Here is a 25794-nt window from a genome sequence, read left to right as displayed (position 1 = left end):
CGCGGTCGCAAGAATTTATCTTTCGGACCTCGTAGCTGACCCATAGGGTGGAGTTCATGGCTTCACCCGGCATTGTCGTTCAAGATGTTCGCCGCTCGTTCGGACCCGTAACGGCAGTCAAAGGAGCAACGCTCCAGGCCGATTTTGGCCGGATCACGGGCCTCGTTGGGCCGAACGGTGCAGGCAAAACCACGCTTCTGCTGATGCTCGCCTCCCTTCTCGCTCCCGATGCGGGCGAAATCCGCATCGACGGCGTCGACCCCCTCGAAGACCCGCAGGCGGCGCGCGGTGCGCTCGGCTGGATGCCCGATGCGCTGGGCGCATGGGGCTCGCTCACCCCGCGCGAAATCGTGCGCGTGACCGGCAGGCTCTACGGAATGCCCGCCCCCGCAGCCGCTTCGCGCACGGCCAACTTGCTGGATCGTGTGGGCCTGAACGATCTCGCCGACCGGCCCGCTCGCGTGCTCTCGCGCGGCCAGAAACAGCGGCTGGGCTTAGCACGCGCCCTCGTGCACGATCCGCGCGTGCTGCTACTCGATGAGCCTGCATCTGGCCTCGATCCCCAGGCCCGCGTCGACCTGCGCTTGCTCTTGCGTGAACTCGCGGCGGAGGGCCGCTGCATCCTGATTTCCAGCCATGTGCTCAATGAGCTCGAAGAAGTCGTCGATGACGCTGTCTTCATGGTTGCGGGTGCCACGATGGCCGCTGACGATGTGGCGCTCGCCCAGCGCAGGTCGCGCCCGTGGCGGATGCGGGTTGCCGGCCTTGATGCCGCCCAAGCGCGTACCCGCACCGCCGAGGCTCTCGCGCTCGACGCAAATGCCGTCACCACAGATCGCCGAGACATCCTGCTGGCGTTCGAGTCCGAGACGGAGGCTGTGACAGCGCTTCGCGCACTCATCGACGCGGGTCTGCCGGTCGCGGAGTTCGCCGCGGCGACCGGTGACCTCGAACACACCTTCCTCGGAGCAGCAAACGGAGGTGCACGATGAACGCCGCTCGCCTTTGCACCTTGATCGCGCTCGAACTCACTCAGCGTGTGCGGAGTATTGCCTGGTACGTGCTGCTCGGGGTCTTCGCGGCAGTCCTCATCGTCGTAACGGTGCTGTCGTTTCTCGTCTTCGGCATGCAGGACTATTCCGGCCCCGGCATCTACTCGGCCATCGTCTACATCGTGCTGTTGCTGGTCGTCCTGGTGTCACCGACGCTCAGCGGAAATGCGATCAACGGCGACCGGGATGCGGCAACCCTCGCACCGGTGCAGATCACGCTCGCCACGACCGGCGAGATCATCATCGCGAAGTTTCTTGCAGCATGGGTGACCGGTCTCGCCTTCGTCGTTGTCGGTGTGCCGTTCCTCCTGATTGCGATGGCCGCCGGCGGGGTAAATGCTCCGACAGTGGTTGTCTCGCTGCTCGTGCTGATCTTCGAAATCGGAATCGTCTCGGCGATCGGTGTGGGCCTCAGCGGGCTGATCGCGAAGCCCCTCTTTTCCGTGACGTCGACGTACCTTGTCGTGGCTGCATTGACGATCGGCACGCTCATCATCTTCGGATTGGCGGGCGCCAGCATCCGTTCGACCGTGACCTCGGAGTATCGCTACGGCGTTTACCAAGAGACCGAGTCGAGCACGCTCGAGTGCGGATCGTGGGAGACCTCGACCTACGAGACACCGCGTTTTGACTACGTTTGGTGGACGCTGGCCGCGAATCCGTTTGTGATTCTTGCCGACGCGACGCCCACCACGTACGACCCGAACGGCTACCCCGATGATGTGTTTGGGCAGATCAAGTACAGCCTGCGGAGCGCCCAGATTCCGCCGCAGCTCGAGACGACGTATGACGACTGCAACCCAGATTCGACGCAGTGGGATTCCCCGGATTACCGCGAGGTGATCGACAGCACCGTGCCAAGCTGGTTCGTCGGCATGGGGTTGCAGACTGTGCTCGCGGCCGCTCTTCTCTACGGCGCATACCGGCGCACCCGCACTCCCGCGCGGCATCTGCCGCCGGGCACCCGCATCGCGTAGCACCCGCATCCTGTAGCACCCGACCAGTACTCACTCCGGAGTGTGGCCCTTCACTCTGCACTAATTCAGGCAATACCGGGGTAGCAGGGTACTTGCCGCGCACGGGCGGGCGCTTCTGCCTGAGTTCGTGCAGGGGAGTGCCGTGCAGGTAGCAGGTAGCAGGTAGCAGGTAGCAGGTAGCAGGTAGCAGGTAGCAGGTGCCGGGCAAGCGGGTGCCCGGCCAGAGCTGCCGGGCACCCGGAGGGCGAAGCCGGGCGGATTCGTCTGAACGCTGCAGGGGTGGGAGGTGCAAGGGCCCATTCGACAAGTGGACGCGACGGCGGGAGTCGAACCCGCAGCGCTACCGGATATGAGCCGGAGCCCGGGACCGCCCGGATCGCCGCGATAGCCCCACGTTAGCCGGATGCCGAAAGCGCGTCGAGAAACATCACGCTGTGTAACGGAGTGTGACCCCGCATGACGTCACGTCCCACAGTTCTTTGCGACACACCGGAACTCAACTCGCGCTGCGCCGGTGTTGCGAACGCCGAAGCTGCGCACGTCGGAAGATGCCGGCGAGGCCCGCAACGAACATGAGCGCGCCGATACTGAGGATCACAATAGCGGTCGCCACGAGCGGATCGATGGTGATGGTCCACTCGGCGATCTGGCTTCTCATCGCCGGATCGATCAAGAGCGTGAGCGCCCAGAGCGCCGCTATCGAGAACGCCATGAAGAAGAGCCCCCAGATGATGCCCGCCCATCGAACGCGCGGGGCGGCGGGTGTCGGGAGAGTAGTGAAGTCGATACGTTCTGTCGTGGTCACGGTGTCACCTCGGGTGTGGGAGTGGCTGCTTTTGTCTCGGTGGAGCTGGAAGTCACCGTCGTATCGGTGAGAGGAACGCCCTCGTCGGTGGCGAAAGTGATCCACACGCTTCCGCTTTCCTGCGTGAGGGTGAGCACTTGAGTGGTCTGTACCGCAGCGTCAGAGAAGGCGAAGGTTCGGTTGATCCTCTGCGCCCCGCCGATAGCCGAGCTGTCGACGGGAATCTTGACCGCTCTGCCCTCACCGCTCGCGTAATCGACGATGTCGCCGGAGAGAACAACGTCGCTGCCAAGCGTCATGTCGAGTTCGAGTTCGACGCCCTCTTGAACTTCGATCGTCGTGCTGCCATCACGTTTGCTCACCTCGATCGGAGCTGGCCGTGGCTCAACTACCGACACGTAGATCGAGAGATTTCCCTTGTCTTGAGAAGCCGTCCACGGACCCACGGTGTTGTCGACATACTGATTTTGCGCATTGACCTCGGAGATCGTGACGGGCGCAACTGTTGCGATTGCACCCGAGAAGAGCATCGCGACTGTCAAAAACGCGAGAAACCCGCTGCGTCGGCGCAGCGCTCCTGCCACGACCATCGACGTGGCAAGCGTGAGGGCCGCCGCGAAGAGTCCGAAGGCTGCCACAAGATCGCTCCCGTCCGGGGTGATTGCGGCCGACCACAGCGAGACAGCGGCGCCAATGACGAGTGCCCCGCCTGTCGCGATGGCAAGGAACGTGCCACTTGTGCGCGGATTTTCCCACCGTTGTATTCGCCGACGTTCGTTTGCTTCTGCCGCGAAAGCTGTGGCGGCAGCGTCTCGTTCGCGTCGGGCTTCTTCGCGCGCCGCCTGCTCCGCGTCGATCTGGTCACGACGCCACTGATCGTGCTGCATGCGCCAGTGTTCATGTTGTGTGCGCCATGCAGCGAGGTCGTCGGCCGATTCGGTTGCGGGTGCGGGGGGCTCTGCGGGTGCGGCGAGCATCGAGGTGCCGGATGCCGGCGCGACGTGCGTCTCGAATGTTTCTTTCGCCGGCCGAGTGCGCGATGGTGAGCGTCGCGACCCTCGCACGATGAAATACACGATGGCACCGAGTACGACGAGGCTGGCAAGTGTGCCGAGTGCGCGCAGCGGAGAGGCGTCGAACCAGCTATATGAGGCCGAACCCGTGAAGACGATCGTGAACCACGGAAAAATCGGGATAAGACCGACGAGCGTCAGGATGCCGATGCCCACCATCGCCGGGTCGAAACCGCCGCGCATCAACTCCCGAAGATGAATCGTGCCGGTGGCATCGGGAAGGAGTGCCCAGGCCATTGCGTAGAGCACCAGCATGGGAAAGCCGAAGAGCGCTGTGACAACGACGATGCCGCGCACGATCGCGGGGTCGATGCCGATACGAGTCGCGATCCCGGCGCAGACTCCGCCTAACCAACCGTCAGTGCGAGAGATGCCGAAGCCACGCACCCACGAAAAGAATCGCTCGCTTCGCGGAGCGCGGGGCGAGGGGCGCAGCGGTTCCGGCGCGGGTGGGGGCGGAGGTGTGCTGGTGTCACTCATAGCCTGATCCTCCCAACGGCCCGGTGGCTGCCGCTATCGGGGGATTCCCTGACCGCACCCTGAAGTGCGGGCGCGGACACCCCTAGGACCGGCGTCGAGTGATTGGATGGCCACATGTCCACAGCTGTCCCGATCTCGCGGCCACCCCTTCGGCGTCCGCGAGAGTGCCTGATCTCAGGCACGTGCGAGGGCCTTGCCGCCCACCTGGGATGGAGCGTCGCGTGGACACGCATGCTCTTCGTCACGCTCGTGCTGCTTTCGGGTGCAGGCATCTTGCTTTACGTCTGGATCTGGGCGTTCACAAAGTGGGACGAGACGTTGTCGGGATCGCCTTCTCGCAGAGCGCCGGTGGCATGGATTTTCGCCAGTGCCGCGTCGGCGGGGCTTCTCGTAATGGTCGTCTGGGCGCTTACCCGTGGCGCTGGCGGCATCGGCTTCGTAGTCACCGCCGACTGGAACCTGCTGCTGGCCGTAACAGCAGCGTCAGCCGTTGCAGCAGGCATTTGGGCGACGTTCATCGATGGCGCCGATACCGCCCGCGGCCCAAAACATGTGCTGTCTGTGCGACTGACTGTCACTGCGTTACTCGCAGTACTCTTCCTCGTTGAGGTGGCACTGCTCCGGCAGGGCGGGCTGTATGCCTTCGCGGGTGCGCTCATCGCGCTCGCGGGCGTCGTGCTCGTCTATTCCTCGGTGTTCATCGAGAAGATCCGGGAACTCTCCGGCGAACGAGTCAAACGCATCCGGGAAGAACAACGCAGCGAAATGGCGGCTCATCTGCACGACTCCGTGCTCCAGACACTCGCGCTCATTCAAAACCGCGCGGGCGCATCGAGCGAGGCTGCGCGCCTCGCGCGTGCGCAAGAGCGAGAGCTGCGCGCGTGGCTCTACGACGGCGATGCCCCCGCCGACAGTGACTTGCCCACCGATCTGCGGGACTATGCTGCGGCGCTTGAAATCGACTTCGCCGTGCGCATCGATGTCGTCTCTACGGGTGCCTCAGCCGAGCGGGCGAGCGGCGAACTCGCCGCGGCAGCGAGAGAAGCGATGCTCAACGCCGCGCGCCACGCCGGCGGAGAAGTCTCGGTCTACATCGAAGGCACTTCCGACTACGTCGAGGTATTCGTGCGTGACCGCGGCCCCGGCTTCGATCTCGATGCGGTGCCCGACGACCGTCTGGGTGTGCGGCAATCGATCCTCGGCCGCATTCGCCGTACCGGCGGCGCAGCGACCGTGCATGCAGGAAGCGGTGGCATCGGCGTCGATGTACATTTGCGCACGATGAACGACAACAGCAAGAGTTCGAGCGGTGCATCGTGAGCGGCATCCGAGTTGTCATCGTCGACGACCACTCGATCTTCAGATCGGGTTTGCGGGCTGACCTCGACGTCACCGTCGATGTCGTGGGCGAAGCCGCCGACGTGGCTTCCGCGATCGGGGTGATCGTCGAGACGCAGCCTGATGTCGTGCTGCTCGACGTGCACCTGCCCGGATCTGCGGGCGGGGAGACCGTGGCGACCGGGGGTGAAGCAGTGCTGCGCGCTGCGCTGCCACAGTCACCACACACGAAGTTTCTCGCATTGAGCGTGTCGGATGCCGCCGAAGATGTGGTTCGAGTCATTCGTGCTGGTGCTCGTGGCTACATCACAAAGGGCTCGTCCGGCATCGAAGTTAGTCGCGCAGCGCTCGCTGTCGCCGGCGGAGACGCCGTATTCTCGCCGCGGCTCGCTGGATTCGTGCTCGACGCGTTCGGCGCTGTAGGCGGTGAAACAGCGACAGGATCCGATGAACTCGACCGACTTTCTGCGCGCGAGCAAGAAGTGATGCGTCTCATCGCGCGCGGCTATTCCTATAAAGAAGTCGCAGCAGAGCTCTTCATCTCCACGAAAACTGTCGAGACGCACGTGTCGGCGGTGCTGCGCAAACTGCAGCTCTCGTCGCGCTACGAACTCACGGCCTGGGCAACAGAGCGGCGTCTTCTCTGACGGCGTTGTCTTCTCCGACGGTGCTGTCGGAGCCGCCGCCTACACTTGAAGAGCCATGACAGACGCCTCCGCACCCCTCGTTGTGGGGGACACCTCGCAACGCTCCGACGACGACCTACTCGCGGGCCTCAATCCGCCCCAGCTCGAAGCGGTGACATATCGCGGACAGGCGCTGCTCATCGTGGCCGGTGCCGGTTCCGGCAAGACGAGCGTGCTCACGCGGCGTATTGCATCGCTGCTGCGCTCGCGTGAAGCCTGGCCAAGCCAGATCCTCGCGATCACGTTCACCAATAAAGCCGCCGGTGAGATGCGTGAACGCGTCGGCCAGCTCGTGGGCGAAGCCGCTCGCGGCATGTGGATCTCGACGTTCCACTCCGCGTGCGTACGTATTCTGCGCCGTGAGGCGCAGCAGTTCGGCTTCACGAGCGCCTTCACGATTTACGACTCTGGCGATTCGCGCGCACTTTTGAAGCGCCTTGTGAAAGAACACGAAGCGGATGCCTTCGGCCTCACACCTGCGGCAGTGCAAGGCCGCATCTCCAAGCTCAAGAACGAGCTTGCCGACGCTGAATCGTACGCGCGGCAAGCCAACATGTCGGACCCCGCGGAGCGGATTTTCGTCGAGATATTCGGCGATTACCAACGCGCTCTGCAGCGGGCTAATGCCTTTGACTTTGACGACCTCATCGCCCAGACGGTTTACTTGTTCCGTGCGTTCCCGCAGGTCGCTGATGTCTATCGTCGGCGGTTCCGCCACATTCTGGTCGACGAATACCAGGACACCAACCATGCGCAGTACGCACTCATCCACGAATTGACGCGTCCGCCCGTAGGCGCAGCACCCGAGCCGTATGCCGACAGCGGCATGATGATTTTCGAGGCGCCGAAGCAAGACTCAGGCGGTGCCGATGCTGCCGGGGCTGCGCTGACCGTCGTGGGTGATTCCGACCAGTCGATCTACGCTTTTCGCGGAGCCGACATCCGCAACATCAGCGAGTTCGAGCGCGATTTCCCAGGCGCGAAGGTCGTGCTGCTCGAGCAGAACTACCGCTCGACGCAGAACATTCTCTCGGCAGCGAACGCCGTCATTGGCCACAACTTCGACCGCAAAGACAAGAAGCTGTGGACCGACAGCGGTGCCGGTGAGAAAATCGTGGGCTTCACAGGTTACTCGCAGCACGATGAGGCGCAGTTCGTCGCCGATGAGATCGAAGTGCTGCACAGGAAAAACGTGCCGTACTCCGAAATGGCCGTTTTCTACCGCACCAACTCGCAGTCTCGTGCGCTCGAAGAGATTTTCATTCGCTCGGCCGTTCCCTACAAGATCATGGGTGGCACGAAGTTCTACGAACGTGCCGAAATCAAGGACGCGCTCGCCTACCTCGTCGCCATCGCCAACCCGGTCGACGAGATGGCGATTCGCCGCATCTTGAACAAACCCAAGCGCGGTATCGGCGATGTGACCGAAACGGCCATTGCTCGATACGCCGAAGAGAACGAAATGTCGTTCCGCGATGCGCTGGCGAATCCGTCGGCGATGGGTTTCGGACCCAAGATCCAGAAGGCATTGCTGCACCTCGACGAGGTTTTAGTTGAGGCATCTGCTCTCATGCTTCCCGCCACCGGCGAGCTCGCCCCGCCGACTGCCGTTGCCGAGGGCCTCACTCTGCTCCTGAACAAGAGCGGATACCTCGACGCTTTGCGCGCGAGTCGTGACCCGCAAGACGAAGCCCGCCTCGAGAACGTCGATGAGCTCGTTGCTGTGACCCGGGAGTTCGCGAGAAACAATCCCGAAGGCACGATCATCGACTTCCTCACCGAGGTCGCTCTCGTGGCGGCAGCAGACGATCTCGACGACACCTCGGGCTCGGTGTCGCTCATGACGATGCACACGGCGAAGGGCCTCGAATACGACAGCGTGTTTCTCACCGGCGTCGAAGAAGACCTCATTCCGCACCGTATCTCGGCGAACGAACCGGGCGGTCCGTCAGAAGAGCGCCGGCTGTTCTACGTGGGTGTCACCCGCGCCCGCAAGCGGCTTTATTTGTCGCTTGCGATGACCCGGGCACAGTTCGGCGAGGTTACTGTCGCGATGCCGAGCCGTTTCTTGCAAGAGATTCCGGCGGAACTTATCGAATGGCGGCAGTCTCCGGGCGATGTCAACTCGCGCGGTGGAATGCAGTCTCGTGCTCTCAACGCGCGAAAGCCGGGCTCGTGGGGCGGTCGCCGTTCCGATGACCCGCCGGCATTGGCGCCGCGGTCGACCTCACTCGATAAGTTCCCGAACCGCGTGCCCGCCAAAGTGCGCGACAACGGCGAGATGGAATTGGCATCGGGCGACCGCATCCGTCACGACGATTTCGGTGAAGGACACGTCGACGCTGTCACTGGCGAGGGTGCGAAGCGTGTTGCTCACGTGCGTTTTGAAGCTGTCGGTGCGAAGAAGCTGCTGATCAAGATCGCTCCCATCGAAAAGCTCTAGACCTCTCGGCTGACTCACCAGCCCGCGCATGGGGCACGGACTACTCTGGGGCTATGGCATTGTTCTCGCGCCGCCCGAAGAAGTCTGATGAGCCCGCTGCTCCCGCCGAAGACCCGGCTATCGCCGATGAATCGACGGTGAACAGCACCGAAGCCGAACAGCAAGCGCCCGAAGAGGTAGTGCCGCAGGTCAACATTTCGATGTCGACGTACGGTAAATCTTCGGCACCGACTCCGCCTGCGTTGCCCGACAACGTCGCGAAGACGCCGCTATCTCGGCCCGATGCTGAAGCGCCGGCGCCGACCGAGTCAGTTCCTGGCCTTCGCGACAATGTGCTCGTGCGCCAGGCCTTGAGCGGCGTCAGCAAGCCGCCGGAGCCCACCGAGCTCTTAAATGTCGCGCGTCAGCTTTTGCAGGGGCATGTGTTCTTGCGTATCCAGGGCGACGCGAAGGAACTTCTCGCCGCGGGTAAAGACCTACCGCTCTCGGTAGCGAAGCTCAACGGCAAGCCGTATGTTCTCGCATTCTCTGGGGGTGCAGCGATTCAAGATGCGGTGCGCGCCGACGGTAACTCCTCGACCTCGGCCGTGGGCCAGCCAGTCTTGAACGTGCTGAAGCACGCGATCAGCGGAGATTTCGCTGGCCTCATCGTCGACCATGCGTCGTCACCGGCATCCGCGGTGCTGCCGCGAGCACTGCTGGAGCGCACTCTCGAGCAGGCCGACGACGACATCACCATCAAAGAACTTCTCGCCGCGGTCCGCACTCCCGATACGGGACGCGAGGTTGCGCGCGCGATGAGCACAGCGCCGCTGTGGCTTGCCGGAAAACGCACCGACGGTGGCAAGTTCGGTATCGCTGAATACCGTGCTGCAGACGGTACGCGCGCGCTTGAAGTCTTCACACACCCGCTGGAGTTGCTCGCCCTCGGCCGGGGTGATCAGCCCCTGCCGATCACGGCGGCGCAGCTGGCTACGGCGCTTCGGGGTAATGACCAGCTCACGGGTGTGTTCGTGAACCCGGCCGGCCCCTGGATCCGTCTTACACGCGACGAACTTGCGCCAATGTTCGAGATCACAGCACCCGACGAGCCCACTTCGTCTGAGTAAGAAGCGCACGTTGCCCCTCGCGCCGCGCGAGGGGCGGGCATAGGGTGAGCCCATGGCGTCGGAGCGCATCACCCTCTCGGTGCCCGGGCCCCACGGCGTCCGGGAAGTGTCACTCTCTAGCCCGAACCGTGTGCTCTGGCCGAAGCTCGGCATCACCAAGCACGAACTAGCCGAGTACCTCATCGCGGTATCGGGGCCGTTTCTCGAGGCGAACGGCTACCGACCGGTCTCGCTCGAACGCTTCCCCTCGGGCGTCGATGGTGAACGTTTCTACTCGAAGAACCCACCCAAAGGCGCGCCCGACTTTGTCGAAACCGTCACTGTGGCCTACAACAGCGGGCGACGGCATCCGCAACTGTTTTTCAGTGAGCCCGCTGCAGTGGTGTGGGCTGCACAAATGAACACCGTGGTCTTTCACCCGTGGGCTTCTCGTGTGAGCGACACGGATCATCCGATCGAGTTGCGCATCGACCTTGACCCGCAGACCGGTACCGATATTTCGGATGCCGCGGTTGTTGCCCTCGTGCTTCGCGCCGTGCTCCGTGAAGCGGGCCTCGACGCGTGGCTCAAAACCAGCGGCAATCGTGGTCTCCACGTGTTTTGCCCGATCGAGCCGACGTGTGAGTTTCTTGACGTACGCCACGCCGTGATCGCGGCCGGACGAGAGCTTGAGCGTCGAGTGCCCGAGTTCGCGACGATGGCATGGTGGAAAGAGGAGCGCGGTCAAAAAGTGTTCATCGACTTCAATCAGGCCAACCGTGATCGCACGATGGCCGGGGCATACAGTCCGAGAGCGCTGCCGGATGCTACGGTGTCGACCCCGATCACGTGGGATGAGCTTGAGGGTCTTGATCCGACCGGGTTCACGGTCCGCTCGATTGTGGAACGGCTCGAAACGATCGGCGACCCGTGGGCCGGATTCAGCGCGTTGCCTGGCCGCGTCGACACACTGCTCGAGTGGTGGCAGCGTGATGTCGACTCCGGGCTTGGTGAGCTTTCGTTTCCGCCAGACTTCCCGAAGATGCCGGGTGAGCCACCCCGGGTGCAGCCGAGTAGGGCAAAAGCTTCGTCTTAGCCGAGCACGCTCCGAAGGTCGTACGCGGCGACCTGCTCGAGCTGCGAAAACGTGCACGAGCGGGGATCGCGGTCGGGTCGCCACCGATCGAATTGCACAGTGTGGCGAAATCGCGCTCCTTCGAGCTGGTCGTAACGCACTTCTAGTACGCGCTCCGGGCGCAACGGCACAAACGAGACGTCTTTCGATCCTGTGAAGCGGGATCGCTCAGTTTCGCCGCTGGTCGGATTTCCCGCGACGTCGCGTTCGACGTAGGGGGCGAGTTCAGTAATGAGTTCCAACCGACGTTCGTTGCTGAAAGCAGAGACGCCACCGACGTTTCGCATCTGACCATCCGCGTCGTACAGGCCGACGAGCAGCGAACCGAGTCCCCGACCGCTCTTGTGGATGCGATATCCCACAGCAACGACGTCTGCGGTTCGGGTGTGCTTTATCTTCATCATCGTGCGTTTGCCGGGGGAATACGGAGCGTCAAGACTTTTGGCAACGACGCCGTCGAGTCCCGCGCCTTCGAACTCGGCGAACCAGCGTCGAGCTGTTGCTGGATCACTCGTGGCACGGGTCACATGAATCGGCGGCCGCATGCGCGCGACCAAGCTGACGAGTTCGGACCGCCGGGTGCGAAACGGTTCTGCCAGCAGCTCGTGGTCCCCGAGGCGCAGGAGATCAAACGCAACCAGCGAAGCTGGAGTCTGCTCAGCGAGCTGTTCCACCCGCGAGGCCGCGGGGTGAATGCGCTGGCTGAGAGCTTCCCAATCGAGCCGCTGAGCGCCACCGACCGGAACTACGATTTCGCCATCGATAATGCACGGCCCCGGCAACAGTCGGCGCAGCGCGGCGACGAGTTCGGGAAAATAGCGTGTCAGCGACTTCGCGCCGCGCGAGACGAGTTCGACATCGGTACCGTCGAACGCCGCGAGCACGCGAAACCCGTCCCACTTCGGCTCGAAACTCAAATTCGCGCCTTCGGGGATCGCGGGCACAGACTTCGCGAGCATCGGAGCCGGGATCTCGTATTTCACGCTCCTAACGTGCCCCCATCGTGCGTCTCGCACAAGAGGGCCACGCCACAGCTGCTACGTCGTGGGCGTCTTCGGTCGTGCCCAGCGTGCCGGCAGATTCGGGCCATCCCATACCTGAATGATGCCCCAGACGGTGGCTGTGATCGGCACGGCCAAGACGGCGCCGACAATGCCTCCGAGCGCGGTGCCCGCGGTCAGAGCGATCAAGATAACGAACGAATGCAGCTTCATCGAGCGCCCCATCAGTACCGGCTGCAAGAAGTTGCTCTCCAACTGGTTGACCAGCACGACGACTCCCACGACGAACAGCGCGTTGACCCAGCCGTTCGCGACAAGGGCCACGAGGGCGGCGAGTGCACCGGCGAGAGTCGCGCCGACGATGGGGATGAAAGCGAGCAAGAAGACGAGTACTGCCAGTGGTACTGCCAGCGGCACCTGCAGAATTAAAAGACCGATCAGGATGCCGATGGCATCCACGAACGCAACGGATGCCGTGCCGCGCACATAAGAGCCGAGCACGGTGACCGTCTTATCGCCGATGCGCTGTGTGCGCTCTTCTTGCTTTCCGTGAAACGGGCGCTGCAAGAATTCCCACATGCGTGGGCCATCTTTCAAAAAGAAGAACAGGATGACGATAAGCAACACGAAGCCAGTCGCGAAGTTTGCGAGCGCGCTCACTCCAGCGAGCGCGCCGGAACCGAACTGGGCACTCGTGAAGAAGTCAGTGAGGGTGTTCCCCCAGTCGTTCAGCTGACTCGATGTGGGTGCGATAGGCAGCGTCTTGATCCAGGCGATCAGCTCCTGTATTCCTGCCTGAGCCTGGGAATACAGGTCGTCCCATTGACTTTCCACCGCCCAGACAACGAGCCACGTCAGCCCGCCGAGGATCACGACGATCGTTATGAGTGTGATTGCTGTCGCGAGAAGCGATGGCACACTGTGTTTGCGCATCCAGCTCATCACCGGCGCGAACGCCGATGCAAAGATGAGGGCGAGCACGAGCGGGATCGTCACGAGAGTGAGCGACTGGATGCCGTAGATGATTCCGGCGGCAACGATCAAGACGACAATCACCTGCACGGCACGGATGGCGAGCTTGCCAAATGTGTCTGCCCACAGTGACACCGGAGGCGTGTCAGCGCTGATTTCGACCTCGGGCGTCAACGGTGATTTTGACGTGTGGTCGCGCCGGAAGAATCCCATGAGAAGAAGGTAGCTCGCTCACGGCGAGATCTGCGACTCTTGCGTTCGTTCAACTACTCGGGTAGGCGCTGCTACGCGAACGCTCCGACGCCGGTGATGTCGCGCCCGAGAAGAAGGGCCTGCACGCTCTCCGTGCCCTCGTAGGTATGGATCGACTCGATATCGGCCATGTGTCGAGCGATGCGGTGCTCGAGCAAGATGCCATTGCCGCCGAGCAAATCCCGCGCCGTCGCGGCGACGCGGCGGGCCGTGCGCGTGTTGTGATACTTCGCGAGCGATGCTTGGGTCGGGCGAAGACCGCCGGATGCCTCCAGGTCGGCGAGTCGGCGACAGTACAACTGCATTGACGTCAGGTCATCGAGCATCTGTGTGAGGCGTTCCTGCACCATCTGAAACGCCGCCAGGGGTTTCCCGAATTGCACGCGCTGGGTGGCGTAGCTGAGCGCGACTTCGTAGCACGCGGTCGCGTGGCCGAGCGCCGACCACGCGACTCCTGAGCGAGTGGCATACAGAACCCGCGAGGCGTCCTTGAAGCTCTTCGCCCCCGGCAGCACGGCGTCGGCTGGCAGGCGTACATCGGTGAGCGTGATGTGCGCCTGGTGAATGGCGCGTAGAGATGTCTTACCGAGGATCGGTCGGCCGAGGTATCCGGGCGTCTCTTGCGGCACGAGGAAACAACGAACCGAACCGTCGTCGTCGGAGCCGGCGGAGTCGACGCGGGCCCAGACGAAAGTTATGCCGCCCGATGCGCCGTTGCCGATCCACTTTTTGACACCGTTGAGCGTCCACGAACCATCGCCAAGGCGTGTGGCAGTGCTTTCGAGCGAGACGGAATCTGAACCGTGGTCGGGTTCGGTGAGGGCAAAAGCTCCGAGTACTTCGCCACGCGACAGCGCTGTGAGGTACTGCGCTTTTTGGGCTGCGCTACCAAAGAGCGCGAGCGTGCGGAGCGCGAGACCGCCCTGTACCGCAACAATCGTGCCCATCGAGCCGTCGCCGCGCGAGACCTCCATATTGACGAGACCGGCCGCGAGCGGGGAGAGCTCCGTGAGACCCTCATGCACGATACCGTCGGCGAAGAGGTCGAGTTCGCCGAGGCGGCGTGCGAATGCGACGTTGTACTCGGCGCGATCCCAGTAGTCACCGATAACGGGAATGATCTCGTCGGCGAAGGTTTTCGCTCGATCCCATGCAGCACGGTCTTCGCCGTCGACGTCGGTGAAGACAGCGTAGTAGTCGGTATCGAGCCGCGCATCGACGTCATAGCGTTCAACGCGCTGGCCGGGGTGAGGCGTGAAAGTACTCATGAGGCGCTCCGTTGCGAGTGGGGTAGGCCCACTCTAGCGAACCGCAATGCCGAGTCAGGTGAAACTCAGTGCCAGGCGTTGCTTCGCGCTAGTCGTCGAGCTTTGCGCGCAATTGGCGGGCGAGTTCTGCTTTCGGGATAGAACGGGGGAATACCGCGACGACGACATCCCGGGGGAGAGCAGCAGATTCTTCCACCCCAAACCTTTCCCTCGTTGTGGCAAGTGCCCCGCGAAGAGCCGTTGCCGAGGCATCCTCACCTCGAAGCAAGCGGCGGAGGACGTGATTGTGAACGGCGGTAACTGCTGCAGCAAAGCTCACCGAGTCGAGCGGGTCGAGCCCGGGAAGCGCGCGCCTGAGGTACTCGTCGAAGAGGCGTTCGTACCGGAATACCGTCGTGATCTCGCGATCTCGCAGCGACGGAACGCCCCGCACCACCGCGTAGCGGCGGCGAGCAAGCTCCGGAGCCGCCGCAAAATTCTCGAAGACGTGAAGGCATGCGTCACACACCGCGAGCCACGGATTCTCGTGCGGAGAGTCGAGAAATTCGCGCAACTGCGTGAGCAGTACCTCGTGGTCGGCGAATATGACGTCGTCTTTTCCGCCGAACTGGCGGAAAAATGTGGAGCGTGAAATACCGGCCGATTGCGCAATCTGATCAACCGAAGTGGCTTCGAACCCGCGCTCTGCGAATAACGCAAGGGCTGCGGCAACGACATCGGTGCGCGCGGGGGACGATGGAAGGTTCTCGCTCATGACGACAGCAGCCTAGACCTGTGTGCGGTGTCAGGATGCGTCGAACTCCGGTAGTAGGCTGATTCACGGTCGAAAATATCTCGACGTCAAGACGTTGAACGTCTCTCCATCCCGTTCGCCCAGCGAAGGATTGCACGTGGATCTGTACGAGTACCAGGCACGAGACCTTTTTGAAAAATACGAGGTGCCGGTTCTCCCCGGCATCATCGCCGACACCCCCGAGGACGTGAGAGCTGCCGCCGAAAAGCTCGGTGGCGTCGTCGTCGTGAAGGCTCAGGTGAAAACCGGTGGCCGTGGAAAAGCCGGCGGCGTAAAGGTCGCCAAGAACCCAGATGAGGCATATGAGGCGGCGAAAGCCATCCTCGGCCTCGACATTAAAGGCCACATCGTCAAGCGAGTGATGGTCGCCGGTGGTGCACGCATCGAGAAAGAGTTCTACTTCTCGGTGCTGCTTGACCGGGCCAACCGTTCCTACCTGTCGCTTGCGAGCGTCGAGGGCGGAATGGAGATTGAGCAGCTCGCTGTCGAAAAGCCCGAAGCTCTCGCTCGCATCGAAGTCGACCCCTTGGTCGGCATCGACGAAGCGAAAGCGCTCGAAATCGCCAAAGCCGGCGGATTCGATGACGAGCTCGCAGCGAAGGTCGCACCCGTTTTCGTCAAGCTGTACGACGTATACAAGGGCGAAGACGCCACCCTCGTTGAGGTAAACCCGCTCGTCCAGACCGTTGAAGGCGACATCATCGCCCTCGATGGCAAGGTGTCGATCGATGAGAACGCGGCATTCCGCCACCCCGAGCACGAAGCGCTCGAAGACAAAGATGCCGCCGACCCGCTCGAGGCGAAGGCCAAGGAGCACGACCTCAACTACGTCAAGCTCGACGGTGAAGTCGGAATCATCGGAAACGGTGCAGGCCTCGTCATGTCTACCCTTGACGTCGTCGCATACGCCGGCGAGGCACACGGTGGCGTAAAGCCCGCCAACTTCCTCGACATCGGTGGCGGAGCATCCGCCGAGGTCATGGCTGCAGGCCTTGACGTCATCCTCGGTGACCCTCAGGTCAAGAGCGTTTTCGTCAACGTCTTCGGTGGTATCACGGCGTGTGACGCAGTGGCCAACGGCATCAAGGGTGCGCTCGAAACGCTGGGGGATGCGGCATCCAAGCCCCTCATCGTGCGCCTCGACGGAAACCGCGTCGACGAAGGCCGCGCGATTCTGCGCGACTACAACCACCCGCTCGTGACGCTCGCCGACACGATGGACTCGGGAGCCGACAAGGCTGCCGAGCTCGCCGCCGTCTGATCGCCGCACCCGGATAAGGAACAGTAGAAATGTCGATCTTCCTCAACAAGGACTCCAAGGTCATCGTCCAGGGCATCACTGGCGGCGAAGGCACCAAGCACACGGCCCTCATGCTGAAAGCTGGCACGCAGGTGGTCGGCGGCGTCAACGCTCGCAAGGCCGGCACTGCCGTCTCGCACACCGACAAAGACGGCAACGCCGTCGAGTTGCCGGTGTTCGGCACTGTCGCTGAGGCCATGGAAAAGACCGGTGCTGACGTATCGATCGCTTTCGTGCCCGCAGCCTTCACCAAGGCCGCGATGGTCGAAGCCATCGACGCCGAGATTCCGCTCCTCGTCGTGATCACCGAGGGCGTACCCGTCGGCGACAGCGCCGAAGCGTGGGCGTACGCCCAGAGCAAGGGCAACACGACCCGCATCATCGGGCCCAACTGCCCCGGCATCATCACCCCCGGCGAGTCGCTCGTGGGCATCACGCCGGCGAACATCACCGGCAAGGGACCGATCGGCCTCGTGTCGAAGTCGGGCACCCTGACCTACCAGATGATGTTCGAACTGCGCGACCTCGGATTCTCGACCGCGATCGGTATCGGTGGCGACCCCATCATCGGGACGACCCACATCGACGCGCTTGCCGCGTTCGAAGCCGACCCCGAGACCAAGGCGATCGTCATGATCGGTGAGATCGGTGGCGACGCTGAAGAGCGCGCGGCCGACTACATCAAGGCTCACGTCACGAAGCCCGTCGTCGGTTACGTCGCAGGCTTCACAGCACCCGAGGGCAAGACCATGGGCCACGCCGGCGCCATCGTGTCGGGCTCCGCTGGTACCGCTCAGGCCAAGAAAGAAGCCCTCGAGGCCGCGGGCGTCAAGGTCGGCAAAACGCCGAGCGAGACCGCAGACCTCATGCGCGAGATCATCACGGCGCTCTAACAAGCTGCACCCGAGAGGGGCGGATGCCACGTGGCATCCGCCCCTCTCTCTTTTTGACCCCGCTCTGAACCACTGCCGAGGGGACGCAACACGCCGCAAAGATGCCCGGCGCCGGGTGCTTATGCGGCGTGTTGCGCCCCCTCGCGGAGGGGTCGCGTGATGAGGACCATGTGAGGGCAGCGGGTTTAGGCTGAGGGTATGCCGCTGACAGGGGAATACAAGCCGAGTACATCCGAGTGGGCCCGCACGCAGGCCGAGCAGTACGAAGCCTCGAACGGTGCCGAAGCGAACGAATTGCGCGGCGTGCCGATCATCGTGCTGACAAGCGTCGGTGCGAAGTCCGGGGGTCTGCGAAAGACGGCCCTGATGCGCGTCGAGCACGAGGGCAAGTACCTCGTTGTCGCATCTAAAGGTGGCGCCCCGGAAGCTCCGGCCTGGTACTGGAACGTTGTGAAGCATGCCCACGTCGAGCTCCAAGACGGCGCTGTCACACGCGACTATATGGCTCGCGAATTGTCCGGCGACGAGCGAGCACTCTGGTGGGAGCGTGCCGTCGCCGTATGGCCTGACTACAACGAGTACCAGAAGAAGACCGAGCGCGAGATTGCCATCTTCGTGCTCGAGCCCTTCGACTCCTGATTTGCCGTGAGCCGCACCGAGTTCTCGGTGCGGCGAGCAAGTCTCGCCGTCTTGCGTAGGTAGGGTCGATCAGGCATATGTACCGCCTTCTTGTCGCCCTTCTCGCCGCCGTCGACGCACTCGTCGCGGCGGCCGTTGGCATAACTGTCATTCTTGCTCCATTGACACTGCTTTGGGTCTTCGGAATAGGTGATCCCGACTGGGGATCGCTCTGGCCGGCGGCGGCCAGCGTCTGGCAGCTCGGGCACGCAGTGCCGCTCGCCATTACTCTGCCGGACACATACTTGGCCGCCACGGGAATCCCCACGGACGCGGCCTCGTTCACAATCAGCCTGGCGCCGCTCGCATTCGGCGTGTTCACGGCGATCTTCGCCGCTCGCTCAGGCCGTCGTGCAGCGCGCGCTGGCGCATCGGTTACCGGCGTGGTCGTGGGAGCCCTCGTTTTCGCGGCGCTTGCCGCGGGAATCGCGCTCACTTCGACGACATCGATCATCAGCGTCGGCCTCTGGCCCGCCATCGGGTTTCCTGCCCTGTTCTATCTGGTTCCCTCCTTACTCGGCGCGCTCGTTGCCGGCTGGACCGACTACGACGCGGGAATCATCGACCGGGCGCGCGAGCGCGTCGAAGCTTTTCCCGGCATCTGGTCGCTGGTTCCGGGGCTCGCCGCGCGCGGCACCGCCATCGTCGTGATGGGCCTCATCGGCCTTGGCGCCACGGCGCTCGTCGTTGCGGTCATCGTGCGCGGCTCAGAGATGCTCTCGCTCTACCAAGCCGGTAACTTCGATGCGATCGGCGCGGTTATCTTCGCGCTCGCTCAGCTTGCCTACCTGCCGACACTCGTGATCTGGGCTCTCGCATTTGTTGCCGGGCCGGGCTTTGCCGTGGGCACCGGCACCGCAGTGTCGCCCGCAGGCACACAACTCGGAGCCGTGCCCGGCATCCCGGTGCTGGGACTCCTTCCGGAGACCAGCTCCTCGTGGCTGCTCTTGCTCGCACTCCTCCCGGTCGCAGTCGGTGCGTTCGCCGGGTGGGCTGTGCGTTCACGGGTCGTCGCGGCAACTCCGAACGCCACAAGCGAGCCGGTCGGACCGATGCTCGCACTGACGGCCGCGATCACCGTGCTCTCAGCCTCGGTGATCGCGCTCGGCGCCACGCTCGCCTCGGGAGCCCTGGGTCCCGGCCGCTTGGTCGAGGTGGGCCCCGCGCCGGGGGCGATTGCCGTTGCCGTGGGCGTCGAAGTGGCGCTGGGATGCGGCATCCTGTTGCTCTCGCCCCGCCCGCGTAGCCGTGTGCGTTCGATTCCCGACGCTGATGATGCGCAGTGGCCGGAGCGTCCGGCCGAGGTGGCGCCGTTCTGGCGCGACAACGTGCCGTTCGACGGCGCGACGTTCACTCCAGACAGTGCTCGAGCCGAGTCGGTCGCTGAGAGCGATCAGGATGCCGCAGACTCTCCGCCGCGTGACGCCGACGAGACCAAGCCGCTGTCGCCGCTAGACTAACCGGGTGCTCAGAGTCGCGGTTCTTCTCTCCGGCGCCGGCTCCAACATGAGGGCCCTGCTGGAAGCGGCAGCACACCCCGATTTTCCCGCGCGAGTCGTTGCGATTGGGGCCGACCGTGAGGCCGATGGTCTCGCTCACGCCGAAGAGTTCGGCATCCCGAGTTTTGTTGTTCCGTGGCGTGGTGCCTCGGAACGCGACGCGTGGGGCGAAGAGCTTGCCGCACAGCTGAACGTCTGGCAGCCCGACCTGGTGGTTCTGAGTGGACTCATGCGGCTTCTTCCTGCTGGCGTTGTCGATGCCTGGACTCCTCGCATTATCAACACTCACCCCGCGTATCTGCCGGAGTTCCCCGGCGCCCACGGTGTGCGGCACGCACTCGACGCTGGCGCTACCGAGACCGGTGCCAGCGTTATCGTCGTCGACAGCGGTGTCGATAGCGGTCCGATCCTCGCGCAAGAGCGCGTCGCGATCGAGCCCGACGACACGGAACACTCACTGCACGAGCGCATCAAGCCCGTCGAAAGGCGCCTTTTGATCGACATCGTGCGCCGCATCGCTACCGGCGAGCTCGTACTCACCGCGGCATCCGCTTCCTGATCCACCAACGGAGGAGACCCATGGCAGGCCCCGCTCACGACCCGTCCCTGTACCGCGAACGCGACCTCGTGCCGGTGCGCCGCGCACTTGTCTCGGTTAGCGACAAGACCGACCTCATCCCGCTTGCGAGCGCACTTGCCGCGGCGGGCGTCGAGATCGTGTCCACCGGTTCGACCGCCAGCACGATCCGCGACGCTGGTTTTTCGGTGACGGATGTCTCGGCTGTCACGGGTTTTCCCGAGTCGCTCGATGGCCGCGTGAAGACGCTGCACCCGAGCGTTCACGCTGGGCTCCTCGCCGACCTTCGCCTTGAAGACCATGAGCGTCAGCTCGCGGAGCTCGGTATCGAGGCGTTCGAACTCGTTGTGGTCAATCTCTACCCGTTCGTCGAGACGGTTTCTTCTGGGGCCGTCGGCGACGATGTCGTCGAGCAAATCGACATCGGAGGCCCCGCGATGGTGCGCGCGTCGGCGAAGAACTTCGCAAACGTTGCGATCGTTGTCTCACCCGCGTCATACCCCGCCATCATCGCTGCAGCAGGCAACGGCGGCACTTCTCTCGCTCAGCGCCGCGAACTCGCAGCACGCGCCTTCGACCACACCGCGGGGTACGACCGGGCCGTTGCCACGTGGTTTGCCGAAGGCACCATCGCCACTGACACCGAGCTGCCGACCCACCTCACGATTCGCGCCGAGCGTATGGAGACCTTGCGCTACGGCGAGAATTCGCACCAGCGCGCGGCGATCTATACCCGCACCGGTGGCCACGGCATCGCGCAGGCCACGCAGCTGCAGGGCAAGGAGATGTCGTACAACAACTATGTGGACGCGGATGCCGCGCTTCGCGCCGCGTTTGACCTCATCAAACCGGCGGTCGCCATCATCAAGCATGCGAACCCGTGTGGGATCGCCGTTGCCGCACCCAACGCGCTCGACCCGATCGCGAGTGCTCACTTGCGTGCTCACGAGTGCGACCCGGTGTCGGCGTTCGGCGGCGTGATCGCGGCGAACCGCACCGTCACGCTGAAAATGGCTGAGAACCTGCGCGACATCTTCACCGAGGTGATCGTTGCCCCCGACTTCGAGCCCGAAGCGCTCGAGGTCTTCAAGCTGAAGAAGAACCTGCGGGTCTTGCAGTTGCCGACCGATTGGCGGCAGGAGCCAATGGACGTCCGCCTCGTGTCGGGTGGACTGTTGCTGCAGGACGCCGACCGCTTTCCGGACGACATCGAGTCAGTCGCGAAGGACTGGGAGCTGGTTTCTGGGGAACGCCCCGCCGACGACGAGATGACGAACCTCATCTTCGCGTGGAAGACGTGCCGCGCCGTGAAGTCCAACGCAATCGTGCTCGCCCAAGGCTCAGCCACAGTGGGCATCGGTATGGGACAGGTCAACCGCGTTGACTCGTGCCGACTTGCTGTCGAACGAGCAGGGGACCGCGCGAGAGGCTCGGTTGTGGCATCCGATGCGTTCTTCCCCTTCGCCGATGGCCCTCAGGTGCTGATCGACGCGGGAGTATCGGCGATCATTCAGCCCGGCGGTTCGGTGCGCGACTCCGAGGTTATCGAAGCTGCCCGCGCCGCCGGCGTGACCATGTTCTTCACCGGCGAGCGTCACTTCTACCACTGATCGCCCCCCCGGCCGCTTTTTCCCGTTCCGCATGTCTCACTTATTCAGGTTTTGCGCGGCGAAAAGCTGAATAAGTGAGACATGCAGGGTGGGGGCGGGAATGCGGGAATGCGGGAATGCGGGAATGCTGCGGGGGCTATTGGGCGGGGCGGCCGTAGGCCTCGAGCCAGCGCAGCCACACTTCGCTCACCGTCGGGTATGACGGCACGGCGTGCCAGAGCCTGGCCAGGGGCACCTCGCCGACAATCGCGATTGTCGCTGAGTGTAAGAGTTCCGCGACCTCGGGGCCGACAAACGTCGCGCCGATGAGCACGCCTCGGTCTTCATCGATGATCGCGCGCGAGAAGCCTTTGTAGTCGTCAGCGAAGGTGCTCGAACCCGCAATCCAAGCGAGGTCATAGTCAATGACCCGGATGCTATACCCAGCCGCGCGAGCAGCCTTCTCTGTGAGTCCGACCGACGCCGCCTCGGGGTCGGTGAAGGTCACCTGCGGAACGGAAGCATGATCGGCCGTTGCCACATGGGCGCCCCAGGGTGCATCGTCCACGGCGGAGCCCTGGGCCCGCGCGGCGATGACGCCGCCCGCGGCACGGGCCTGGTACTTGCCCTGGTGAGTCAGAAGCGCACGATGGTTGACGTCGCCCACGCCGTACAGCCAATTCGTTCCGGCAACGAGCATCGTGTCGTCGACGCTGAGCCAGCTGCCGGGTTCGAGATCGATGTTTTCGAGCCCGAGATCGGTGGTGCGAGGCGTGCGGCCGGTCGCGACGAGTACCTCGTCTGCGGTGACGGTCGTGCCATCAGTGAGATGCAACACGGCGGTGCCGTCGACGCGCTCGGCACGTTCCGGGCTGACACCTGTGTGAATGACAACGCCCGATTCGCGGAGTGACTCGGCGACAAGTTCGCCGGCGAAAGGTTCCATGCCGGAGAGCAGACCGCCTCGAATCACCATCGTGACTTTCGTGCCGAATTCGGAGTAGGCCGTGGCCATTTCGGCGGCGACAACGCCGCCGCCGACGATCGCGAGAGACTCGGGAACTCGGCGGACCGATGTGGCATCCCGGCTCGTCCATGGCTTGATGTCGGCAAGGCCGGGAATATCGGGCAGAAGCGCCGCAGAACCAGTCGATACGACGACGGCGTGACGCGCGACGAGCGGCGTGACCGTGCCGTCATCGGCTGTCACCTCGATGCGGCGTTCGTCCACGATGCGCCCGTGACCACGTACGAGATCGATCCCCGCTGATTGCAGCCATTCGACCTGCGAGGAGTCATTCCATTCGTGCGTCATCGTGTCACGGCGACGCAGAACGCCCGCGATGTCGAGGTCGCCGGTCACCGCCTGCTTCGCGCCGTCGACAGCGCGCGCGGCCCGAAGTGCGGCGCCGCTTCGAAGCAGTGCCTTCGAGGGCATGCACGCCCAGTAGGAGCATTCGCCGCCGACCAGTTCGCTTTCAACAATCACGGCTGACAACCCGCGCTGATGCGCTCGGTCGGCAACGTTCTCGCCGACGGGGCCGGCTCCGATCACGATCAGGTCATACTCGCGTTCACTCATGGGGCAACGCTACCGTTGCGGCGAGCGTCGCCAAAGGGGGTTGCCATCGACGCGTGAGAACGGGATGCCGTGGCCCACTGTGATGTCCGAAAACCGCGAGTGGTGGCATCCGTCGCATGTCAAGGTAGAAGTATGACCGGCTCATCGATACCCGTGGTGCAGACGTTCGACGAGCGCTACCGCGCGATCAGCGCACGCGACGCGCGGTTCGATGGGCAGTTTGTGACAGCCGTACGGACGACCGGCATTTACTGTCGACCAAGCTGCCCGGCCCGCACTCCCAAGCCCGCAAATGTGGATTTTTTCGCGACGAGCGCGGCAGCTCACGAGGCGGGTTTTCGCGCGTGCAAGCGCTGTCTTCCCGAGGCCGCGCCAGGATCGCCGCTCTGGGACGCGCGCGGTGATGTGGCCAGCCGCGCTATGCGGTTTATCGCGGATGGTGTTGTGGAGCGGGAGGGGGTGTCGGGTCTTGCCGCGCGGCTCGGGTATTCGTCTCGGCATCTTGTCCGCGTGTTGTCGACCGAACTGGGCGCAGGCCCCTTGGCGCTCGCACGCGCACACCGAGCGCACACAGCGCGGATGTTGCTCGTCGGCACCGATATGCCGGTTTCGGATGTCGCATTCTCGGCCGGATTCGCAAGTGTTCGTCAGTTCAACGACACGATCCGCGAGGTGTTCGCAATGACACCGGTGGATGTGCGCAGACGTCGCCGCGCGCACCCGCACGCCGAAGATCGCGCGCCAGGACGCATTACGCTTGCGCTGCCCTATCGTGCACCCATCGACCTCGACGGGCTCTTCGCTTGGATGGCCGCTCGTGCTGTCGCCGGCGTCGAAGAGGCAACAGGCGACTCGTTCGCCCGCACACTTCGTTTGCCGCAGGGCACTGCGTGGTTCCGCCTTCAACGTGACGGCGAACGGTTGGGCCTCGAAGCGCATCTGACCCACCTCGGCGACCTTCCGGCTCTGGTCGCGCGGGTGCGGCGACTGTTCGACCTCGACGCGGACCCTGCAGCGATCGATTCGGCGCTGTCGAGCTACTCGGAGCTTGCCCCGTTCGTGGCGGCGACCCGTGGCATCCGGGTTCCGGGAGCCGTCGACCCTCACGAGATGCTCATCCGGGCAATGGTCGGGCAGCAGATCAGCGTTCCCGCCGCTCGCACCGCGCTCACGCGCCTGGCGGACGTGCTCGGCGATGACGTGCCAGAAACGGCGGGTTTACAGCGACTCTTCCCGACGATGGCGGCGATTGCGGAGCACGGCGGTGATGTGTTGCGTGGGCCGGGAGCTCGCATTCGCGCGATCGTAGGAGCGGCGCAATCGGTGGTCGACGGCGCACTCGAACTCTCGAGCGGTGACGAAAGCGGCGCACAGCGCGCGGCGCTCCTGTCGCTTCCGGGCATAGGCCCGTGGACCGCTGACTACGTCAGAATGCGGGTCACCGGCGACCCCGACGTGTTTCTCCCTGGTGATGTCGCGGTGCGAGCGGGAGCTGGCCGCGTGGGAATTCCCGCCGAGGCCGTTCCTCTCACCGCGTGGGCCGCCCGCGTTGCGCCCTGGCGAAGCTACTTGACCGCTCACCTGTGGCGCGCCGTCGGCACTAACTCAGGAAATAAGTCCGTGCAGCCCGCCGCTGCGCCCGAATCGAAGCAATCTGCCTGCGTAAGTGCAGGTAGCAATGAGGAGACAGTGAAATGAACGAGCAATCCGCACACGCAATCGTCCAGACGCTCGACACTCCCGACGGGCCCTTCACTCTCATCGCCGACAGCCAGGGGCGAGTTCTCGCCTCGGGCTGGAGCGACGATGTCGCAATCGTGCTCGGCCGCATCCCGCTGCGGGTGCGCCCGGCGCAGCTTACCGAGGGTGAAACGGATGCCGCGGCCGCAGTCCGCGCGTACTACGACGGAGACCTCCTCGCCATCGACACCGTGCCCGTGGCGCAGCATGGCACTGAACTCCAGCTGCGCGGGTGGCGCGCGCTCCGCAGCATCCCGCTCGGGAGCCCGTTGACGTACACCGGATTCGCGGCGGTACTGGGGGAGCCCCGTGCTGTGCGGGCGGCCGCTTCCATTTGCGCTCGCAATGCGCCGGCACTTTTTGTGCCATGCCACCGTGTGTTGCGCACTGACGGTAGCCTCGGCGGTTTCGCGTGGGGCCTTGATGTGAAACAGGCGCTGCTGTCACGTGAGTCCAACTGAATACAGATCGCAGCTTGCGCTCAGCGAACTCTCAGGCATATTCTGAAGGGCTAGCCGGTATTCGTTCCGGCACCGTACATATTTGTCACTCCGAGGGGGAAGCCATGTTTCA

At 63.8% G+C, this 25794-nt stretch carries 22 protein-coding genes and 1 tRNA gene; 15 read left to right on the top strand and 8 right to left on the bottom strand.

The window, feature by feature from the left end; all coding sequences use genetic code 11:
- Positions 1 to 56 precede the first annotated feature (56 nt).
- Both G6N83_RS03635 and G6N83_RS03630 read left to right on the top strand, forming a co-directional pair.
- On the top strand, positions 57 to 992 hold the full coding sequence (locus tag G6N83_RS03635; RefSeq protein WP_165139381.1) for an ABC transporter ATP-binding protein: 936 nt from the start codon (positions 57 to 59) through the stop codon (positions 990 to 992).
- Positions 989 to 2029 carry an ABC transporter permease gene (locus G6N83_RS03630; protein ID WP_165139379.1) on the top strand — a complete coding sequence of 347 codons (1041 nt, stop codon included), beginning with the start codon at positions 989 to 991 and terminating at the stop codon, positions 2027 to 2029. Before G6N83_RS03635 ends, G6N83_RS03630 begins: the two co-directional genes overlap by 4 nt.
- Positions 2030 to 2337: 308 nt before the next feature.
- Here G6N83_RS03630 and G6N83_RS03625 read toward each other — a convergent pair.
- From G6N83_RS03625 to G6N83_RS03615, 3 genes are all read right to left on the bottom strand, one after another.
- Positions 2338 to 2413 (bottom strand) — tRNA-Met (locus G6N83_RS03625).
- 112 nt (positions 2414 to 2525) lie between these two features.
- On the bottom strand, positions 2526 to 2834 hold the full coding sequence (locus G6N83_RS03620) for a hypothetical protein (protein ID WP_165139377.1): 309 nt from the start codon (positions 2832 to 2834) through the stop codon (positions 2526 to 2528).
- Positions 2831 to 4387: a PspC domain-containing protein gene (locus tag G6N83_RS03615; RefSeq protein WP_165139375.1), complete on the bottom strand. Its 1557-nt coding sequence runs from the start codon at positions 4385 to 4387 to the stop codon at positions 2831 to 2833. Before G6N83_RS03615 ends, G6N83_RS03620 begins: the two co-directional genes overlap by 4 nt.
- Before the next feature lie 114 nt (positions 4388 to 4501).
- Between G6N83_RS03615 and G6N83_RS03610 the strand changes: the two genes are divergently transcribed.
- From G6N83_RS03610 to ligD, 5 genes are read left to right on the top strand one after another with little or no spacing between them, the layout of a single operon-like run.
- Positions 4502 to 5707: an ATP-binding protein gene (locus tag G6N83_RS03610; RefSeq protein ID WP_165139373.1), complete on the top strand. Its 1206-nt coding sequence runs from the start codon at positions 4502 to 4504 to the stop codon at positions 5705 to 5707.
- On the top strand, positions 5701 to 6372 hold the full coding sequence (locus tag G6N83_RS03605) for a LuxR C-terminal-related transcriptional regulator (RefSeq protein ID WP_165143088.1): 672 nt from the start codon (positions 5701 to 5703) through the stop codon (positions 6370 to 6372). The genes G6N83_RS03610 and G6N83_RS03605 overlap by 7 nt, the downstream gene beginning before the upstream one ends.
- A 55-nt stretch (positions 6373 to 6427) precedes the next feature.
- Positions 6428 to 8854 (top strand): ATP-dependent helicase, encoded by a 2427-nt coding sequence (locus G6N83_RS03600; protein WP_165139371.1) that lies wholly within the window; start codon positions 6428 to 6430, stop codon positions 8852 to 8854.
- Positions 8855 to 8907: 53 nt separating this feature from the next.
- Positions 8908 to 9963, top strand: a complete 1056-nt coding sequence (locus G6N83_RS03595) for an SseB family protein (RefSeq protein WP_165139369.1) — start codon at positions 8908 to 8910, stop codon at positions 9961 to 9963.
- A gap of 52 nt (positions 9964 to 10015) precedes the next feature.
- Positions 10016 to 11038, top strand: a complete 1023-nt coding sequence (ligD, locus tag G6N83_RS03590) for a non-homologous end-joining DNA ligase (RefSeq protein WP_165139367.1) — start codon at positions 10016 to 10018, stop codon at positions 11036 to 11038.
- Here ligD and G6N83_RS03585 read toward each other — a convergent pair.
- From G6N83_RS03585 to G6N83_RS03570, 4 genes are all read right to left on the bottom strand, one after another.
- Positions 11035 to 12060 (bottom strand): ATP-dependent DNA ligase, encoded by a 1026-nt coding sequence (locus tag G6N83_RS03585; protein WP_241246270.1) that lies wholly within the window; start codon positions 12058 to 12060, stop codon positions 11035 to 11037. The two genes, ligD and G6N83_RS03585, sit on opposite strands and share 4 nt — an antisense overlap.
- Before the next feature lie 54 nt (positions 12061 to 12114).
- A complete protein-coding gene (locus tag G6N83_RS03580) occupies positions 12115 to 13263 on the bottom strand; it encodes an AI-2E family transporter (RefSeq protein ID WP_165139365.1) in 1149 nt (382 codons plus the stop codon).
- A gap of 71 nt (positions 13264 to 13334) precedes the next feature.
- Positions 13335 to 14570 (bottom strand): acyl-CoA dehydrogenase family protein, encoded by a 1236-nt coding sequence (locus G6N83_RS03575; RefSeq protein WP_165139363.1) that lies wholly within the window; start codon positions 14568 to 14570, stop codon positions 13335 to 13337.
- An 88-nt stretch (positions 14571 to 14658) separates the two neighbouring features.
- Positions 14659 to 15324, bottom strand: a complete 666-nt coding sequence (locus G6N83_RS03570; protein WP_165139361.1) for a TetR family transcriptional regulator — start codon at positions 15322 to 15324, stop codon at positions 14659 to 14661.
- A 136-nt stretch (positions 15325 to 15460) separates the two neighbouring features.
- Here G6N83_RS03570 and sucC point away from each other — a divergent pair, with 136 nt between their 5' ends.
- The 6 genes from sucC (at position 15461) to purH (ending at position 21920) form a co-directional block, all read left to right on the top strand.
- Complete coding sequence (gene sucC, locus G6N83_RS03565; protein WP_165139359.1) at positions 15461 to 16624, top strand: ADP-forming succinate--CoA ligase subunit beta; 1164 nt, start codon at positions 15461 to 15463, stop codon at positions 16622 to 16624.
- A 29-nt stretch (positions 16625 to 16653) separates the two neighbouring features.
- Positions 16654 to 17556, top strand: coding sequence for a succinate--CoA ligase subunit alpha (sucD, locus tag G6N83_RS03560; RefSeq protein ID WP_165139357.1), 903 nt, complete (start codon positions 16654 to 16656; stop codon positions 17554 to 17556).
- 198 nt (positions 17557 to 17754) lie between these two features.
- On the top strand, positions 17755 to 18195 hold the full coding sequence (locus G6N83_RS03555; protein ID WP_165139355.1) for a nitroreductase family deazaflavin-dependent oxidoreductase: 441 nt from the start codon (positions 17755 to 17757) through the stop codon (positions 18193 to 18195).
- Between the two features lie 77 nt (positions 18196 to 18272).
- Positions 18273 to 19694 carry a cell division protein PerM gene (locus G6N83_RS03550; protein ID WP_183408421.1) on the top strand — a complete coding sequence of 474 codons (1422 nt, stop codon included), beginning with the start codon at positions 18273 to 18275 and terminating at the stop codon, positions 19692 to 19694.
- 4 nt (positions 19695 to 19698) lie between these two features.
- Positions 19699 to 20292, top strand: a complete 594-nt coding sequence (gene purN, locus G6N83_RS03545) for a phosphoribosylglycinamide formyltransferase (protein WP_165139353.1) — start codon at positions 19699 to 19701, stop codon at positions 20290 to 20292.
- Positions 20293 to 20312: 20 nt separating this feature from the next.
- Positions 20313 to 21920, top strand: a complete 1608-nt coding sequence (purH, locus tag G6N83_RS03540) for a bifunctional phosphoribosylaminoimidazolecarboxamide formyltransferase/IMP cyclohydrolase (RefSeq protein ID WP_165139351.1) — start codon at positions 20313 to 20315, stop codon at positions 21918 to 21920.
- Positions 21921 to 22056: 136 nt separating this feature from the next.
- Here purH and G6N83_RS03535 read toward each other — a convergent pair whose 3' ends face one another.
- On the bottom strand, positions 22057 to 23481 hold the full coding sequence (locus tag G6N83_RS03535; protein WP_165139349.1) for a dihydrolipoyl dehydrogenase family protein: 1425 nt from the start codon (positions 23479 to 23481) through the stop codon (positions 22057 to 22059).
- A 132-nt stretch (positions 23482 to 23613) separates the two neighbouring features.
- On the opposite strand from G6N83_RS03535, the gene G6N83_RS03530 reads away from it, so the two are divergent.
- Together G6N83_RS03530 and G6N83_RS03525 are read left to right on the top strand one after the other, a co-directional pair.
- On the top strand, positions 23614 to 25179 hold the full coding sequence (locus G6N83_RS03530) for an AlkA N-terminal domain-containing protein (RefSeq protein WP_165139347.1): 1566 nt from the start codon (positions 23614 to 23616) through the stop codon (positions 25177 to 25179).
- A complete protein-coding gene (locus tag G6N83_RS03525) occupies positions 25176 to 25682 on the top strand; it encodes a methylated-DNA--[protein]-cysteine S-methyltransferase (protein ID WP_165139345.1) in 507 nt (168 codons plus the stop codon). The genes G6N83_RS03530 and G6N83_RS03525 overlap by 4 nt, the downstream gene beginning before the upstream one ends.
- The last annotated feature ends 112 nt before the right edge of the window (positions 25683 to 25794 follow it).

The sequence above is a fragment of the Microbacterium endophyticum genome, assembly GCF_011047135.1.
Lineage (GTDB): Bacteria > Actinomycetota > Actinomycetes > Actinomycetales > Microbacteriaceae > Microbacterium > Microbacterium endophyticum.
This window is presented reverse-complemented; position numbering and strand designations above follow the sequence as displayed.

Coding starts and splice junctions, on each gene's coding strand:
- G6N83_RS03635 (WP_165139381.1), top strand. CDS start 57: ATGGCTTCACCCGGCATTGTCGTTCAAGATGTTCGCCGCTCGTTCGGA.
- G6N83_RS03630 (WP_165139379.1), top strand. CDS start 989: ATGAACGCCGCTCGCCTTTGCACCTTGATCGCGCTCGAACTCACTCAG.
- G6N83_RS03615 (WP_165139375.1), bottom strand. CDS start 4,387: ATGAGTGACACCAGCACACCTCCGCCCCCACCCGCGCCGGAACCGCTG.
- G6N83_RS03610 (WP_165139373.1), top strand. CDS start 4,502: ATGTCCACAGCTGTCCCGATCTCGCGGCCACCCCTTCGGCGTCCGCGA.
- G6N83_RS03600 (WP_165139371.1), top strand. CDS start 6,428: ATGACAGACGCCTCCGCACCCCTCGTTGTGGGGGACACCTCGCAACGC.
- G6N83_RS03595 (WP_165139369.1), top strand. CDS start 8,908: ATGGCATTGTTCTCGCGCCGCCCGAAGAAGTCTGATGAGCCCGCTGCT.
- ligD (WP_165139367.1), top strand. CDS start 10,016: ATGGCGTCGGAGCGCATCACCCTCTCGGTGCCCGGGCCCCACGGCGTC.
- G6N83_RS03580 (WP_165139365.1), bottom strand. CDS start 13,263: ATGGGATTCTTCCGGCGCGACCACACGTCAAAATCACCGTTGACGCCC.
- G6N83_RS03575 (WP_165139363.1), bottom strand. CDS start 14,570: ATGAGTACTTTCACGCCTCACCCCGGCCAGCGCGTTGAACGCTATGAC.
- G6N83_RS03570 (WP_165139361.1), bottom strand. CDS start 15,324: ATGAGCGAGAACCTTCCATCGTCCCCCGCGCGCACCGATGTCGTTGCC.
- sucD (WP_165139357.1), top strand. CDS start 16,654: ATGTCGATCTTCCTCAACAAGGACTCCAAGGTCATCGTCCAGGGCATC.
- G6N83_RS03555 (WP_165139355.1), top strand. CDS start 17,755: ATGCCGCTGACAGGGGAATACAAGCCGAGTACATCCGAGTGGGCCCGC.
- G6N83_RS03550 (WP_183408421.1), top strand. CDS start 18,273: ATGTACCGCCTTCTTGTCGCCCTTCTCGCCGCCGTCGACGCACTCGTC.
- purH (WP_165139351.1), top strand. CDS start 20,313: ATGGCAGGCCCCGCTCACGACCCGTCCCTGTACCGCGAACGCGACCTC.
- G6N83_RS03535 (WP_165139349.1), bottom strand. CDS start 23,481: ATGAGTGAACGCGAGTATGACCTGATCGTGATCGGAGCCGGCCCCGTC.
- G6N83_RS03530 (WP_165139347.1), top strand. CDS start 23,614: ATGACCGGCTCATCGATACCCGTGGTGCAGACGTTCGACGAGCGCTAC.
- G6N83_RS03525 (WP_165139345.1), top strand. CDS start 25,176: ATGAACGAGCAATCCGCACACGCAATCGTCCAGACGCTCGACACTCCC.